The sequence below is a fragment of the Thermodesulfitimonas sp. genome (assembly GCF_052743955.1).
This window is the reverse complement of sequence record NZ_JBRAIN010000028.1, coordinates 3,984-17,867: the sequence shown is the minus strand read 5'-3', so window position 1 is coordinate 17,867 and position 13,884 is coordinate 3,984. Positions and strand designations below refer to the sequence as shown.

The 13,884-nt window shown below is 55.9% G+C and carries 17 protein-coding genes, 1 tRNA gene and 2 pseudogenes; 9 read left to right on the top strand and 11 right to left on the bottom strand.

Annotated elements, in window-relative coordinates; translation table 11 throughout:
* The first annotated feature begins 296 nt into the window (after positions 1-296).
* The 5 genes from dsrA (at position 297) to ACUVTA_RS03830 (ending at position 4,614) form a co-directional block, all read left to right on the top strand.
* Positions 297-1,730 (top strand): dissimilatory-type sulfite reductase subunit alpha, encoded by a 1,434-nt coding sequence (dsrA, locus tag ACUVTA_RS03850; RefSeq protein ID WP_445951654.1) that lies wholly within the window; start codon positions 297-299, stop codon positions 1,728-1,730.
* A 22-nt stretch (positions 1,731-1,752) separates the two neighbouring features.
* Entirely contained in the window at positions 1,753-2,940 is a 1,188-nt protein-coding gene (dsrB, locus tag ACUVTA_RS03845; protein ID WP_445951653.1) for a dissimilatory-type sulfite reductase subunit beta, read from the top strand.
* Positions 2,941-2,971: 31 nt separating this feature from the next.
* Entirely contained in the window at positions 2,972-3,217 is a 246-nt protein-coding gene (locus tag ACUVTA_RS03840) for a dissimilatory sulfite reductase D family protein (RefSeq protein ID WP_445951652.1), read from the top strand.
* A gap of 124 nt (positions 3,218-3,341) precedes the next feature.
* Entirely contained in the window at positions 3,342-3,989 is a 648-nt protein-coding gene (locus ACUVTA_RS03835) for a tetratricopeptide repeat protein (RefSeq protein ID WP_445951651.1), read from the top strand.
* Positions 3,973-4,614 carry a YkgJ family cysteine cluster protein gene (locus ACUVTA_RS03830; protein ID WP_445951650.1) on the top strand — a complete coding sequence of 214 codons (642 nt, stop codon included), beginning with the start codon at positions 3,973-3,975 and terminating at the stop codon, positions 4,612-4,614. The genes ACUVTA_RS03835 and ACUVTA_RS03830 overlap by 17 nt, the downstream gene beginning before the upstream one ends.
* 50 nt (positions 4,615-4,664) lie before the next feature.
* Here the strand turns inward: ACUVTA_RS03830 and ACUVTA_RS03825 are convergent, their stop codons facing one another.
* From ACUVTA_RS03825 to ACUVTA_RS03815, 3 genes are all read right to left on the bottom strand, one after another.
* Positions 4,665-5,786 (bottom strand): DVU0298 family protein, encoded by a 1,122-nt coding sequence (locus tag ACUVTA_RS03825; RefSeq protein ID WP_445951649.1) that lies wholly within the window; start codon positions 5,784-5,786, stop codon positions 4,665-4,667.
* A 5-nt stretch (positions 5,787-5,791) separates the two neighbouring features.
* Positions 5,792-6,037 (bottom strand): FmdB family zinc ribbon protein, encoded by a 246-nt coding sequence (locus ACUVTA_RS03820; RefSeq protein ID WP_445951648.1) that lies wholly within the window; start codon positions 6,035-6,037, stop codon positions 5,792-5,794.
* A 189-nt stretch (positions 6,038-6,226) separates the two neighbouring features.
* Positions 6,227-6,318, bottom strand: a tRNA-OTHER gene (locus tag ACUVTA_RS03815).
* Positions 6,319-6,589: 271 nt separating this feature from the next.
* On the opposite strand from ACUVTA_RS03815, the gene spoVG reads away from it, so the two are divergent.
* The 3 genes from spoVG to ACUVTA_RS03800 all read left to right on the top strand — a co-directional run bounded on the left by spoVG (position 6,590) and on the right by ACUVTA_RS03800 (position 9,238).
* A complete protein-coding gene (spoVG, locus tag ACUVTA_RS03810; protein WP_445951647.1) occupies positions 6,590-6,850 on the top strand; it encodes a septation regulator SpoVG in 261 nt (86 codons plus the stop codon).
* Positions 6,851-6,913: 63 nt separating this feature from the next.
* Positions 6,914-8,278 (top strand): bifunctional UDP-N-acetylglucosamine diphosphorylase/glucosamine-1-phosphate N-acetyltransferase GlmU, encoded by a 1,365-nt coding sequence (glmU, locus tag ACUVTA_RS03805; RefSeq protein WP_445951646.1) that lies wholly within the window; start codon positions 6,914-6,916, stop codon positions 8,276-8,278.
* 33 nt (positions 8,279-8,311) lie between these two features.
* Positions 8,312-9,238 carry a ribose-phosphate diphosphokinase gene (locus ACUVTA_RS03800; RefSeq protein ID WP_445951645.1) on the top strand — a complete coding sequence of 309 codons (927 nt, stop codon included), beginning with the start codon at positions 8,312-8,314 and terminating at the stop codon, positions 9,236-9,238.
* Here the strand turns inward: ACUVTA_RS03800 and ACUVTA_RS03795 are convergent.
* The 3 genes from ACUVTA_RS03795 to ACUVTA_RS03785 form a co-directional block, all read right to left on the bottom strand.
* Entirely contained in the window at positions 9,202-9,597 is a 396-nt protein-coding gene (locus tag ACUVTA_RS03795; RefSeq protein ID WP_445951644.1) for a PRC-barrel domain-containing protein, read from the bottom strand. The genes ACUVTA_RS03800 and ACUVTA_RS03795 overlap by 37 nt on opposite strands.
* Before the next feature lie 193 nt (positions 9,598-9,790).
* The gene (locus ACUVTA_RS03790) at positions 9,791-10,180 is read right to left on the bottom strand and encodes a hypothetical protein (protein ID WP_445951643.1); all 390 of its coding nucleotides are present in this window, start codon (positions 10,178-10,180) and stop codon (positions 9,791-9,793) included.
* Between the two features lie 9 nt (positions 10,181-10,189).
* Positions 10,190-10,447, bottom strand: a complete 258-nt coding sequence (locus ACUVTA_RS03785; protein ID WP_445951642.1) for a hypothetical protein — start codon at positions 10,445-10,447, stop codon at positions 10,190-10,192.
* Positions 10,448-10,527: 80 nt separating this feature from the next.
* Here ACUVTA_RS03785 and ACUVTA_RS03780 point away from each other — a divergent pair, with 80 nt between their 5' ends.
* On the top strand, positions 10,528-11,682 hold the full coding sequence (locus ACUVTA_RS03780; protein WP_445951641.1) for a radical SAM protein: 1,155 nt from the start codon (positions 10,528-10,530) through the stop codon (positions 11,680-11,682).
* Between the two features lie 193 nt (positions 11,683-11,875).
* On the opposite strand, the pseudogene ccsA reads toward ACUVTA_RS03780, so the two are convergent.
* The 5 genes and pseudogenes from ccsA to ACUVTA_RS03755 form a co-directional block, all read right to left on the bottom strand.
* Positions 11,876-12,307, bottom strand: a pseudogene (ccsA, locus tag ACUVTA_RS03775) (cytochrome c biogenesis protein CcsA); the annotation flags it as partial.
* 422 nt (positions 12,308-12,729) lie between these two features.
* Positions 12,730-12,960 carry a hypothetical protein gene (locus ACUVTA_RS03770; protein ID WP_445951640.1) on the bottom strand — a complete coding sequence of 77 codons (231 nt, stop codon included), beginning with the start codon at positions 12,958-12,960 and terminating at the stop codon, positions 12,730-12,732.
* Positions 12,961-12,977: 17 nt separating this feature from the next.
* Complete coding sequence (locus ACUVTA_RS03765) at positions 12,978-13,193, bottom strand: hypothetical protein (protein ID WP_445951639.1); 216 nt, start codon at positions 13,191-13,193, stop codon at positions 12,978-12,980.
* A gap of 27 nt (positions 13,194-13,220) precedes the next feature.
* Positions 13,221-13,280, bottom strand: a pseudogene (locus ACUVTA_RS03760) (hypothetical protein); the annotation flags it as partial.
* Between the two features lie 63 nt (positions 13,281-13,343).
* Positions 13,344-13,748 carry a cytochrome c biogenesis protein ResB gene (locus ACUVTA_RS03755; RefSeq protein ID WP_445951638.1) on the bottom strand — a complete coding sequence of 135 codons (405 nt, stop codon included), beginning with the start codon at positions 13,746-13,748 and terminating at the stop codon, positions 13,344-13,346.
* Positions 13,749-13,884 lie beyond the last annotated feature (136 nt).

Sequence of the window (13,884 nt, the reverse complement as noted above, 5' to 3'; positions counted from 1 at the left end):
GCTTGACTCGGTCTTTGTTACTTTGACAGTTGACAAGTTCTTGACCTCTGTATTATATCATTCTTAAACACTTTGTTGAAATTTATACGATTTTAAATTTGTACGATTTGGAGCAATCCTCTCGATCTTCACCAACTGACCCTTTACTAAAGAGCGAGGCTTATTTGACTTCGCGATAGTTTGCTTGGTCTCATTTGAGTTGAGTTGCGGAGGGGGGTGCAAGCCGAAAAGTTTGTAGTCTTCCGTTTCCCACAGCTCGCAAACTTAGTTTAATGAGGGAGGTATTGATTAAGCTTATGTCTAAGGAATTCAACCCCCCAGGGCCAAAAGTTCCCCAGAAAGAAATAAACTACCAGGAGCTCCGCATCTATACTGATGAAGAGTTGCAGAACCCCTCGGATGAAGAACTTAGGAATTTCAAGATAAAGCACGATATTCCGAAATGCGAGCAGCTTGAGTCCGGGCCGTGGCCGAGCTTTGTTGCAGATATAAAGCTCGAGGCCTACCGTAGAAGGAAACTATCTGACGACCGGATGCTGACCCCGCGCGAGGTGTGTGAAGACTTGTTGGGCCTGCTCGAGCTTTCCTTTGAGCACGGTGAGACTCACTGGAAGCACGGCGGTATCGTCGGCGTCAGCGGTTATGGCGGTGGCGTTATCGGCCGGTATTGCGACCTGCCTGACCAGTTCCCAGCTATCGCTCACTTCCATACCATCCGGATTAACCAGCCTGCCAGTAAATTTTATAAGACCGACTTCCTCCGCGCGATGGCAGACCTCTGGGAGTTCCGCGGCAGCGGCATTCTGAATATGCACGGTTCCACCGGTGACATCATCTTCCTCGGCACCACGACTGAGCAGCTCGAGCCGATCTTCCAGGAAATGGCCCACCACCTAAGCCAGGATATCGGCGGTTCGGGCTCCGACCTGCGGACGCCTTCCTGTTGTCTTGGTAAGGCGCGGTGCGAGTTCGCCCTCTACGATACGCAGGAGATGTGCTACGAGATGACCATGCACTATCAGGACGAACTGCACCGGCCCGCTTTCCCCTATAAGTTCAAGATGAAGTTTGACGGTTGCCCTAACGGCTGTGTGGCTTCAATCGCGCGGGCAGACATGTCGGTGATCGGCACGTGGCGGGATAGCATCCGGATCGATCAGGAGGCGGTTCAGGCTTACATTGCCGGGGAGATTGCGCCCAACGCGGGTGCGTTTGCCGGTAGGAATTGGGGTAAGTTCGATATCCAGAAGGAGGTCATCGACCTCTGCCCGACCAAATGCATGTGGATGGAGGGCAACAAGCTTAGAATCGACGATAAAAACTGCGTCCGCTGCATGCACTGCATCAACACTATGCCGCGCGCACTCCGGCCCGGTACTGATACGGGTGTTAGCCTCCTTTTCGGTGCGAAGGCACCGATCCTCGAGGGCGCCCAGATGTCGGTGTTGACGATCCCCTTTATGGAAGTGGAACCGCCTTACGACAACATTAAGGCGATTGTGGATAAGGTCTTCGAATGGTGGGCGGATAACGGCAAGAACCGCGAGCGCCTTGGCGAGTTGATCCAGCGGATGGGCCTGCCAAAGTTCTGCGAGGTTCTCGGCGTGCCGGTAATACCGCAGATGGTCTGGAAGCCGCGGGAGAACCCGTACATCTCGTGGAAGGAAGAGGACGTGCCGGGCGGGTTCAAGAGAGACATCAACGATTTCAGAACCAGGCATACCAGATAAGGAAGTATAAGGAGGTATCGCAATGGGTCTATCTACGACGAGATACGGCGTTTACAATCCGGAGAAACCCAGGGAAAACCGGATTACCGATATTGGGCCGCGGTATTACTGGGACTTTTTCCCGCCCATCATCCAGCGGAATTACGGTAAGTGGCTCTACCACGAGATCCTCGAACCAGGCATTCTGATGCACGTATCCGAGACGGGCGAAAAGGTTTACACCGTCCGTTGTGGCGGCATGCGGATCATGAGCGTAGCACTGCTGCGTGAGATCTGCGATATCGCCGACAAATACTGTGACGGCTACGTCCGTTTCACCACACGGAACAACATTGAGTTCCTCTGTGACAGCCTGGAAAAGGTCGAGGCGTTGAAAGCGGACCTTAAGGAGCGGAAGCAGTACTGCGGCAGCTATAAGTTCCCGATTGGCGGCACGGGTTGCGGCATCACCAATATCGTTCACACCCAGGGTTACATCCACTGCCACACGCCGGCAACTGATGCTTCGTCGATCGTGAAGGCGGTTATGGATGAGCTCTTTGACTACTTCCAGAGCATGAAGCTACCGGCGAAGCTCCGTGTTTCGATGGCCTGCTGCCTCAACATGTGCGGCGCGGTGCACTGCTCCGATATCGCGATGCTGGGCTACCACCGCAAACCGCCGATGATCGACCATGACTTTGTTGCGAAGCTCTGCGAGATCCCGACAGTAATTGCTTCTTGTCCGCTCGGCGCTATCTCCCCGGCGACCACCCCGGACGGAAAGAAGACCGTGAAGATCAAAGAGGATCGGTGTATGTTCTGCGGCAACTGCTACACGATGTGCCCTGCGCTCCCGCTGGCCGATAAAGAGGGCGACGGCGTCGTGCTTCTCGCCGGCGGTAAACTCTCCAACCGGAAGAGCCAGCCGCGCTTCTCGAAAGTAATCGTGCCGTTCCTGCCGAATAACTTCCCTCGCTACCCCGAGGTGTGCAAGACTATCCGGAAGATCGTCGAAACTTATGCGACCCACGCTAACAAGTACGAGCGGCTCGGTGAATGGGCGGAGCGCATCGGCTGGGAGAAGTTCTTCGAGTTGTGCGAGCTGCCGTTCACGGATCACCTCGTCGACGATTACCGTCTGGCTTACGACACCTACCGGACCAGCACCCTCTTTAAGTACACAGATGCAGCTTGGGCAGTATCAAAAGCGGCGGGTGGCATAAAATAAGGCCCCCAGGGCACTAAGGAGATGACGTTAAATGTCGCTGGAAGAAATGAAAGCGATCGTGGTAGAGTATCTTACCCAGGCAAAAAAGTCGAAGCATTACTTCAACGAGCTCCAGAAGGCTATCCAGAAAAAATTTCCGGACGCTAGCCTTCGGGACGTAAAGAAGGTATGCAACGAGCTTATTGCCGAGGGAAAGATCACCTACTTCTCCACCGGAAGCACGACGATGTACTGCCTGGCCGGTCGGGAAGGAGAAACCACCGATAAGGGAGAATAATGGCCCTTCGGTGGCGTTGTACCGAATTTCTGTGAACCTGTTAGGGGGCTGCTCGTTGTTGGTGGCGGGCAGCCTCCATGCTTGATCAACGGGAGGGGAAAGATATGGGAAGGGATGACGGTACGTGGTAACGCCTAAGGATGCGGAAACCTTTATTGAAGAGCAGAAAAGGCTGCTGCGCGAGAACCCTGAATGTTCTACGGCGCTTTACAATTTGGGCGTTAAAGCCATGGAGGAAGGCCGTCTTGACGAGGCTGCCGCCTACTTTGAGGAGGCGATTGAAAGCGGCGGCCGGATGTTCGAAGCCTTTGTGAACCTTGGCTACATCTATTTTAAATGGGGTGACCTGGAGCGGGTAGCGCTGGCTAACCAGCGCGCCATTGAAATTGAGCCCCGGTACGCCCGGGGTTATGCTAACCTCGGGTTTGCTTACCTGCAAATGGCCCGGACGGACGAGGCGATCGCGGCGCTAGAAAAGGCGATCGAACTTAACCCCCAGATCGTCCAGGCCTGGGCCAATTTGGTAAGCGCTTACCTGCAGAAGGGCGATGTGGACAAGGCGATTGAGATCGGCGAGAAGTTAGTGGCCATGGCACCTAACTTCGGTCTGGGGCATAACAATTTAGCCTGCGCGTACTACATGAAGGAGGATTATGCGAAGGCGGTTGAGCATGTAGATCTGGCGGTAAAATACGGTTTTCCGGTGCATCCGGAGTTTTTGCAGGAAATCGAGCCTTACCGTTCGGCACGAGAGGATGGAAGTGGTGCTTGAAGAGTTGTTTGCGGCGTACGAGGAGATAAATGCTGCTGCCGACGCAACTTTTGCGAAGATACAGCGTGATTATAGTGCAGCGGTTAGGTGTACGCGCGGTTGTGCCGATTGTTGCTACGCAGTCTTCGGCCTTTTTTTAGTCGAGGCGGTCTATCTCAGAAGCTACTTTGGAAAGCTTCCTGCGGCGGTGCAGGAGGAAATCCTCCGGCGGGCGGAGCAGGCAGAGGAAGAAATCCGCTTAGTACAGAAGAGACTTAACTACTACACTAATGATCCCGTGATGCAGGCCTACGCCCTGTCGCGGCAACGAGTGAGGTGTCCCCTCCTTAACGCAAAGGATGAATGTATGCTTTACCCGCACCGGCCCGTAACCTGCCGGGTTTACGGAATTCCGGTGGCTGTACGGGGCCGAGCCCAGGTATGCTGGAAGGCGAGCTTTGAAAGAGGCAAAGAGTATCCCACCTTCAATCTGGATGCTGCTTACCGGGAGCTTTACCGTTTATCGGCGCTGTTGCTTGCGGAGGCTAACCTTCCTGATGCAGCAGAGCGGGCGTCGCTGCTCATTTCGGTTGCCAAGACGTTGCAGACGCCGGCTGAAGCGCTTATCAGGGGAGAGTTGGCCTAAAAAAGTAAAGGGCGCGTTTGTGGCGCGCGCCCTTTATACCTACAGAGCTTTTACCCGTTAAGCTGGGTCAAGGCTTCATCTGCTATCTGACCCACGGTTTTGGTTACCATTCTACCCGCTTCGTAAATCTCCACGGGTGTTACATCGTCCCGGAGCATTTCCAGGAGTTGCCGCGCTTCAGACCCGCCCATCCGACCGAGAAGCAGGGCTATATAGCCTCTTGTCTGCGGGTTCTTATCCCGGACGAAAGGCAGGAGAGGAAAGAAGATGCGCCGGCGAACGGCATCAGGCCGGACCGCGGCAATGCGCGCGAGCGCTCTCACGGCTGCGGGACGTACCGACTCTTCGGTTAAGAGGGGAAAGAGCTTTGCGATATAGCCGGCAAAAAGGTCTGGTGCGTTGGCGATAACTTCGCCGATGGCGTCCACGCTCCCCCAGTTGGAAGCGCTCGAATCGGCGAAGTGGTTGAAAAGCCCCTGGAAGACGGAAACTACCGCCGTCGGGTCGGTGGTAACCAACGCTCCAGCTACCTTACCCAGGGCTTCGGCGGCCCGCAGGCGGACCAGTTCATCGCCAGCACAGAGAAGGCGCTGCAGATGCCGCATTATTTTTCGGTCGTGGCGGGCCGCGGCGATAACCGGATCCAACTGGTAATCAGCTATCAGCGCTTCAACCTCTCTCTTGGAAAGCGACCCAGCGGCTGTTTTATCCGGCGGCGGTTCGGGAGCACCTGGCCTTGGGGTTGCGGGCCGAGCGGCCCGCAGCTTTTGCTGGACGGCATTTCGGGTCAGCTCTTGGATATCTTCCTGCAGTCTGACGAAGAAGAGGGCGCCTCGCACTCGCCTGTCGCCAAGAGTGCCTTGAGGAACAACGCGGTTAGTTTCGAGGTCGTACCGCTCGACCACCGCCTGGAGGTAATCTTCGTCGGGGAGGAGGTTCCAAGCGAGCCCCCAGTCGTCATTACAAGCGAAAACAAGTGCTTCGCTGAAGGCGGCACCGAGGTTATGCCCCGTAGCATCGTAGGCGCAAACAGCACCGCACCCCGAACACTGCCCGAGAGGCATCGCCCGTACCCTTTCGCCGGGCAATTCCTTCGGTCGTTCAAGAGCAAGACCACAAAAGGGGCAGACCGCTTCCTTAGTTACTTCCTTTTGAAGAGGCTGGTAGCCCATAAAGCCTAATCACCGTACCCTGGTAGCTCGAGAGTCCAGCAACTACTTCCCGGGCTACAGGATTTGCTCGTAAGCTTGGGCTTATCGGCGCCTTTCCCAAGGCCCATTACATAGTTGGTTTTACTAATTACCCGCTCGAAGGCTTCCGAACCACAATCGGGGCACTTGATTTCTACTTCTTCTTTCGTGTCAAGGAAAAGTTTTTCAAAGAGGTTTCCGCACGCGAGGCAACGAAACTCAAATATTGGCACTCTTTCTCCCCCCAAAAAAAAGTTGCCCACTCCGTCTTGTGCCCGTCCCGCTTCTTGTGCTACTCATAGCATATCAGCACCTTGATTGTTTGTCAAACGGGGTACTTGCGGCGGAGGGTCTAAGGGTCCTGGGGTCTAATAGTTTCCCAGCCGCATCCACTGGCCGGGAAAAGTGGTTTAACCGCGTACTGGAGGAGGGAAGTGGGAGTCGAACCCACCCCCGGTCGTCCGGACCGGCCAACGGGTTTGCGGCCCGGGGGGGCACCGGCCCTTTTCCCTCTGGATACGAACGCGCAAGATATTACCAAGATATTACAAAGAATATTCGCCTAAAATTATAGGGTATTCTTCTTCTTAAATTTTGAAATTACTTACTCCTGAAAAACTAAACGAGAGCCCCATGCGGGAGTGAATGATATTTTTCGGCTATTTTAGGCTCCTCTTTGCGGGGTAATAAAATTTAAAGATATTTTTCGCTGAGGTTTGAGAGGAATCCTTAGAGGTTTGGCGAAATTTTTGGTGTAGTGGTTAAGCTTTTGAGGAGGAAAGGACATGCAGATCACGGACGTAAAAGTGCGCAAAGTACTCAACGAAGGCAGAATGAAAGCTGTGGTTTCGGTTACTTTCGACGATGCTTTTGTCGTTCACGATATTAGGGTGGTGGAAGGGAAGAGCGGGCTTTTCGTGGCGATGCCGAGTCGGCGCCGGCCCAATGGCGATTTCCGGGATGTAGCCCACCCGATTACTCCCGATGCGCGCCGCCAGCTCGAGGAGGCGGTTTTGAGCGCTTATAAGAGCGCGCTGCAGCAGTAGGGTTTCCGGGGTGCGAGGCATAGAATCTTCTTAGCAGGTTAATCCTTAAGGAGACAGGTCAGCGTGGGTTTAGCAGCGGTTGTCTTGGCAGCCGGAAAAGGGACCCGAATGAAGTCGCGTAAGGCCAAGGTGCTTCATTTAGTGGCGGGTCGGCCGATGCTCTCTTTTGTGCTTGATGCGGCCGCTGGGGCGGGAGCGGAAAAGATTATTGTAGTTGCCGGCTACGGGGCGGCAGAAGTTATCGCGGCGGTGGGCGAAAGGGCGGAAGTGGTACTTCAGGAAGAGCAGCTCGGGACGGCCCACGCGCTGCTACAGGCCGAGGAGGTTCTGAAAACTTACGAGGGAGATATTATCATTTTGCCCGGGGATGCTCCTCTCCTGCGGGGGGAGACACTCCGGGATTTTTATGCTTATTACCAGGCGCAAGGGGCGCCAGCGGCGGTACTTACGGCTCGTTTTGCGGACCCGGCCGGCTATGGTCGGGTGATCCGGGATCAGGACGGTAACGTTTTGCGTATTGTAGAGCACCGCGACGCCACAGAAGAAGAACTATCAGTTAGCGAGGTTAATACCGGCATCTACTGTTTTAAACCAGCCATTTTTGCTGTTTTAAAGCAAATTTCTCGGGATAACTCCCAGAAGGAGTATTATCTCCCCGAGGCTATCCGGCTCTTACGCGCGGAAGGGGCCCCTGTTGCGGCCTGGGAGGCTCCGGACGCGACGGAGTTTTTGGGAGTAAACGACCGGCGCCAGCTTGCCGTAGCGGAGAAGGTTATCCGGCAACGGGTGGTGGAGAGCCTAATGGATGCGGGCGTCACGGTAGTAGACCCGCAGGCCACGTATATCCACCCGGGTGTAGTTGTAGGACCAGATACGATCATTTATCCCTTTACTTTCCTTGAAGGGGAAACGGTGATCGGCTCCGAATGCTGTATCGGGCCCTGGGTGCGGATAACCGCTTCTCAACTGGGAGACGGGGTAACGGTATATAACGCAGTGGTTGTAGGAACCACGGTAGCGAACGGCGCTACGGTGGGCCCTTTTACTTACCTCCGCCCGGGTACTGTTATCGGCTCAGGGGCAAAGGTTGGCGGTTTTGTTGAAGTGAAGAAATCGGTTATCGGGGAAGGTAGCAAGGTTCCGCACTTAAGTTATATCGGCGATGCGGCAATCGGCCGGTCGGTGAATGTGGGTGCAGGAACTATCACTTGTAATTACGACGGGCAGCGGAAATGGCAGACGGTGATTGAAGACGAGGCCTTCATCGGCTCCAATACTAATCTTGTGGCCCCTGTTCGGGTAGGAAAGGGGGCTTATATCGGGGCAGGTTCAACTATTACTAAGGATGTTCCTGCAGGGGCACTAGGGATTGCCCGGGGCCGGCAACGAAACATTCCCGACTGGGTAAAAAAGAAAGGAAGAGAGTGAGGTAGCGTACCCATGCTTTCCCGCCATAAGAATATGCGGATCTTTTCGGGAAACGCCAATCATAAATTAGCGGAAGAAATCTGCAACTACCTGGGCGTGCCCTTAGGTGATTCGGCGGTTGGGCGCTTTTCTGACGGGGAAATCTGGGTCCGGATTAACGAGAATGTCCGGGGCACAGATGTGTTCGTTATCCAGCCCACCTGCTGGCCGGTTAATGAGAACCTGATGGAGTTGCTCATTATGATTGACGCCTTGCGGCGCGCTTCTGCCCGGCGCATAACGGCGGTTATTCCTTATTACGGCTATGCGCGTCAGGATAGGAAGACTAGAGGGCGGGAGCCGATTACGGCGAAGTTGGTCGCTAATCTTATCACCTCGGCAGGGGCCCGCCGGGTACTGACGGTGGACCTTCATGTCGAGCAGATCCAAGGCTTTTTCGATATTCCGGTTGATCATTTGCCTGCCGGCCCGATGCTGGCACAGCATCTGATGCGGCGGGGACTCGAAGACGTTGTGGTAGTGGCGCCGGACGTTGGCGGGGTGGTCCGGGCTCGTAAGCTTGCCAAGAGGATGGGTGCGCCGCTAGCGGTGATTGATAAACGGCGCCCTGAGTCTAACGAGGCGGAAGTAATGAATATTATCGGGCCGATTAAGGGAAAAACGGCGGTGATGGTGGATGACATTATCGATACTGCGGGAACGATTACCAAAGGGGCCCAGGCGCTTTGCGAGTGGGGCGCCCGCGAGGTGTACGTGCTCTGTACCCACCCGGTTTTTTCCGGGACCGCCGTTGAGCGCCTTAGCACCCCAGCCATCAAAGAGATCTTGGTGACAAATACCATCCCCGTGCCGCCAGAAAAGATGCTTGATAAGATAACGGTTGTCTCGGTAGCACCCCTTCTCGGCGAGGCGATCATCCGGATTCACGAAGACCTTTCCGTATCGAAGCTCTTCGATTGATCGTCACCTGCCCCGTTTTGTATTAGTTCGCCAGAGTTTTCTGCTTCAGAAGGCTTTTGGGCCGGACGGCGCAGATTTTTTATTTTGGCGCTAATGGTTCCGCCAAAGTGTTGGCTCTTACTTCTTACCTCTTTGGCTGCCTGTTGCGAGCGGTGCAAGGTAACGGCGTTAGCGCCGATACTGTAAACTTGCGGGAAGGGGATAAAGCGCTGTTCCCGGAAAAGGCCGCCTTTTTCAACAATGAGCGCGGCGACGGTTTTAGCCGCGGGATCGACCACCAGACCGGTTACCCGGCCCACCCGGAGGCCTTCTTCGAGACTCACCACCGGCATACCGAGAAGTTCTTTGCTCTTCCGCACTCCCGATCCCTCCCTTCGGTAACAAGATATGAGAGAGGGGGGTAGGGTATGCCCTTCTATCGAGACAGACTAGCGAGAAAGGGCCGAAATTAAAAGGGGCACCTTTTTTAAAAGGCACCCCTTTCGCGCGCAACGTACCCTCTGTGCCATTTCTACGCTGCCTGGATTTACCCTAATTAGCTCCCCAGTCTTTTTACTGTTGCTGCTGTTGTTTCTGCTGTTGCTGAGCGGGAGCTTCAGCTTTCTTTACCGGGAACCAGTGGCAGTTGTTGCAATAGGTACCCGTGACGTTCTGCCCAGGCTTCGGTGGCTCAATGCTGTGGCACGCGAAGCAGTTAAGCAAGCCCTTCGTCTTCGCGGCATTGGCGTGTTGCGACATGAAGTTGCTGCCGTGGAAGGCCGGCCGCTTCAGGTGGCAATCATAGCAGAGCGGGGTGGCGCGTTCGAAGTCGATGATCTTGTCGCCGGTCCCGGACTCAGCAAACTTCATGCCCTCGCGGTTAGCGTGGCAACGCGCGCAGAGATCAACATTCTTGCGGCCTTCCTTCCCGTGGATGGAGAGGAAATCGGGCCGATCGTGCAAGGGCGCGCTTCAGTTCTGCGGATCGCTGTGACAAGCCTTACACGGCGTGTTGGGCTTCGCGGTCTTGTGACAATCGAGGCAGACCCACATCGTCGGCTGCCGTGCTGGAATGGTGGCTACCCGTTCGACACTTTGCGGCGTCCAGTCGGCATAGTTGGTGAAGCCGGGCCGCGAAATCACGTTCCGCTCGGCAATCGCCGCGTGGACCACCTGGAAGTGGCAGTCGGTGCAACCGACGCGCGCCTTATCGTGCAACTCGTGCGGCACAATAAGGTCATTTCTGTATTGACGAATCCAGCGGGCCGGTGATATAAGAAAGTGACGGTGTCTTAATGAGGAGGTAGAGCGTGCTTAGCATTTCGAAGATGCTTTCGGGCCAGGAAGAAGCGGGGGACGCGCTGCGTTACCACTTTCGGGAGCGCCCCGTGGGCCCGGTGGTAGTCTGGAACTCAACCCGGGCGTGCAACCTCCGCTGCCGGCACTGTTACGCGAGCGCTACGCCGGGGCCGGCGGAGGGGGAGCTTACAACGGCGGAGGCGCAGCGCTTTATCGACGGGTTGGCGGCGGCGAATGTCCCGGTACTGCTTTTCTCGGGTGGGGAGCCGCTGTTGCGGCCTGATTTTTTTGCCCTGATAAACTACGCGCGGGAGCGTGGTATCCGGCCCGTCATCTCGACTAACGGGACGCTCATCACGCGCGAGGTGGCCCAGAGGATTAAAGAAGCCGGTGTCGGCTATGTTGGTATCAGCCTCGACGGACTGGAGGAGCTTAACGACCGGATGCGAGCGGTGAAAGGCGCCTTTAAACTCGCACTTGCGGGCATCAAGAACTGTGTGGCGGTAGGGCAGCGCGTCGGGCTGCGGTTCACGATTACCAGGGAAAATTACCGGGATGTTGCGGCGATTTTCGACCTGGTGGAACAGGAAGAAATAAACCGGGTCTGTTTCTACCACCTCGTGACGGTAGGCCGCGGCCGGAGCCTGCAGGAAGAGGACCTGGACCCGGCGACGAAGCGCCAGGTTGTGGACCGCATCATCGAGCGGACGGCGGACTTTGTCCGGCGCGGACTGGGGAAAGAGATTCTCACCGTCGATAACCACGCGGACGCGGTTTACATCTACCTGAAGCTGCGCCAGACGAATCCGGCGCGGGCCGAAGAGGTTTACGCGTGGCTTGCGCGGACCGGTGGCAACCGGAGCGGCAGCGGTATCGGGGCGGTAGACTGGTTCGGCAACGTTTATCCCGATCAATTCACCCAAAACCACCCGCTCGGTAACGTGCGGGAGAAGTCTTTCGGGGCGATCTGGTACGATGAAAATAACCGGCTTCTTAACCAGCTCCGCAACCGCAAACCGCTCTTGAAGGGGCGTTGTGGCGCCTGCCGCTGGCTCGAAATCTGTAACGGCAATTTCCGGGCCCGGGCGGAGGCGGTTTACGGCGACTTCTGGGCGCCCGACGCAGGTTGCTACCTTACTGATGAAGAAATAGGTGTAGCGGGTTAGATTCACGGTTTGGGTTGAGGCGTTGGGCGGCAGAGGCTGAAGTGCCGGGCGGGTTAGTCTCCCGATGCTCAACCTAGGTGGTGCCGGTTACATTTTAAAACAAGCGGCCCCGGTGCAGGGCTAATCTCTGCGACCGGGGCCAGTTTTTTTAATAAAGTAGGCCGGGATAAAACCAGCGGCTTTTATAGCCTGATTATTCATAGCTATGTAAACCGCTCATCAGGTACTTCACGCCGATCAAAGTAAAGAGGACGGCGATAAAACCGAGGAGAGCGAGCCAGGCGCCCCGCCGCCCCCGCCAGGAGCCCTGCGTCCAGCCGTGCAGGTAGAAGGTGTAGACAATCCACGTAATGAGCGCCCATGTTTCCATCGGGTCCCAGCTCCACCAGGCGCCCCAAGCCTCTTCCGCCCAGACCGCGCCGGTAATGATGAGGAGGGTCTGGAAGGCGAAACCGAAGGCAATCGTCCCGTAAATCAGGCGTTCGAGGCGGCCGGTTTCGGGAATCAGCGCCCGCAACCCCGCTTCCGGTGCACCGGGTCGGTCCTTCACCAGGTACATCGCGCCTAAGGCGCAGGAAAGGGCGAAGGCGCCGTAGGCCAGGATGGCCGTGGCGACGTGGAACTGGAGCCAGTAGCTTTACAACGCCGGGACCAGGGATTCCGGAGCCTTTTTAATGGAAAAGCGTAGGCCATGAGGCCGACGAGTACTGGGGTGGCAAAAATCCCCGTAGCGGTGATGCGGTAGCGGAGCCCGACGATGAGCGTGCCAATGGCGATACCGAAGGTCATGAGGCTTGATAAATTCGTAAAGGTTGGCGAAAGGCCAGCGCCCGGCCGCTATGCTCCTGGTGGTGAGACTAACCAGGTGAAGGAGCAGGCCGGCGGCGGTGAGCCAATAGCCGAGTTTAGCGGAGCGTTCGCTCCGCGTCCAAAAAAGGAGAAGAAGGCCGCTAGCGAAAGAACGTAGGCGATGAAGGCGAGGGTGAAGCAATTGCTTTCGATGGTGTACACGGGTGAAACACACCTCCCTTGGTTTGACGGTATAGTTTAAATCTGCGTAGCGGGCGCGTTACCGTTTTGGTTTTGTACCGGGCCACGCCGCCGGGGGTTAAAGATGAGGTAAGCCATGACGCCGGCGGTGGCGAGAGCAAAACCGGTGAAGGTGTACGGTAGCGCCGGGTTTTGCTTTACGAGAAGGCCCGTACAAAGGGCAAAAGCGTCAAAGCTAAGGGTGCCCCCGGGAATCTGCTCTTCGCGGCCCACCGGGACGAGGCCCATTTTTTTACCGGCCTTTTTTACTCGTAAAGGACGTAGAGGACGTGAGGGTTACGCGGCTGCTGCGACCGACTAACCGGGTTCCCGTTAGGATCGTAGGCGAAGTCTGGGTAGAAAATGGTAAGCAGCAGGTGGCGCTGGTCGATGGGGTACGGCCGTCTATCGGGCACGATTTCGAAAGGTAACGTTTTCTTTTCTACAGTAAGGTGCCCGCGCAGGAGCCAGTTGTAATCCATTTGGTATATTTTGGCGCCACGGTAGCGGAGGGGGTGGTTAACAGAGATTGTGGCTTCCCGTACCGGCCGGCCATTTTCGAACAGGATGCACTGAGTGACGAACTGTTTTGGCGTGCCGTCCGGGTAGTAAGTAATTTTAAAGTCCTTTATCTAGAGGTCGAAGGGGAACCCCTGGGTGGTGAGCGCCACGGTTTGGCCCGGTGGCCCGAGCGCTCGGCCTTCCTTAAGGACGCGCGGCGTGAAGATCAACGTTATAAGGATGAAGATCAGGGCGACGTGAAGGACCGTTAACCCCCAGGCGCCCAAGCCCCGCTTGGAATCGCGCCGGCTTAAACGCAGGGCGAACTGGCCTTGGCAGTAGGTACAGATAACCAGACTGATGACCAGCCAGATCTCGGCAGCGGCAAACCACCAGGAGCGGAAAAGGTTGTTAAGTCCTAGGGATAAGATTAGCTGCCCTACGTTCGGCCCATACTTTTTGGGTGTAGAAGAGCGGGTCGTTCGGGTTCTGCGGGATAAAGGTGCCGATGGCAGAGACGATGCCGAGAAAGGCAAGCACCGTAAGAACGGCCCGAATAGAGGTAAAACGATCTTTAATCCTGCCGAGAATTTTAGTCCACCTCGCTGTTTTAATTAAATGATTTTACTTTTTCAGCGTAATTCCTCCTCCTGGGCCAAGTCAAGATTAACT

Bases quoted from the DNA above. Each gene is read 5' to 3' on its own strand.
- dsrA (WP_445951654.1), top strand. From the start codon at position 297: ATGTCTAAGGAATTCAACCCCCCAGGGCCAAAAGTTCCCCAGAAAGAA.
- dsrB (WP_445951653.1), top strand. From the start codon at position 1,753: ATGGGTCTATCTACGACGAGATACGGCGTTTACAATCCGGAGAAACCC.
- ACUVTA_RS03840 (WP_445951652.1), top strand. From the start codon at position 2,972: ATGTCGCTGGAAGAAATGAAAGCGATCGTGGTAGAGTATCTTACCCAG.
- ACUVTA_RS03830 (WP_445951650.1), top strand. From the start codon at position 3,973: ATGGAAGTGGTGCTTGAAGAGTTGTTTGCGGCGTACGAGGAGATAAAT.
- ACUVTA_RS03825 (WP_445951649.1), bottom strand. From the start codon at position 5,786: ATGGGCTACCAGCCTCTTCAAAAGGAAGTAACTAAGGAAGCGGTCTGC.
- spoVG (WP_445951647.1), top strand. From the start codon at position 6,590: ATGCAGATCACGGACGTAAAAGTGCGCAAAGTACTCAACGAAGGCAGA.
- ACUVTA_RS03800 (WP_445951645.1), top strand. From the start codon at position 8,312: ATGCGGATCTTTTCGGGAAACGCCAATCATAAATTAGCGGAAGAAATC.
- ACUVTA_RS03770 (WP_445951640.1), bottom strand. From the start codon at position 12,960: ATGGGCCTCGTCCCGGTGGGCCGCGAAGAGCAGATTCCCGGGGGCACC.
- ACUVTA_RS03765 (WP_445951639.1), bottom strand. From the start codon at position 13,193: ATGGATTACAACTGGCTCCTGCGCGGGCACCTTACTGTAGAAAAGAAA.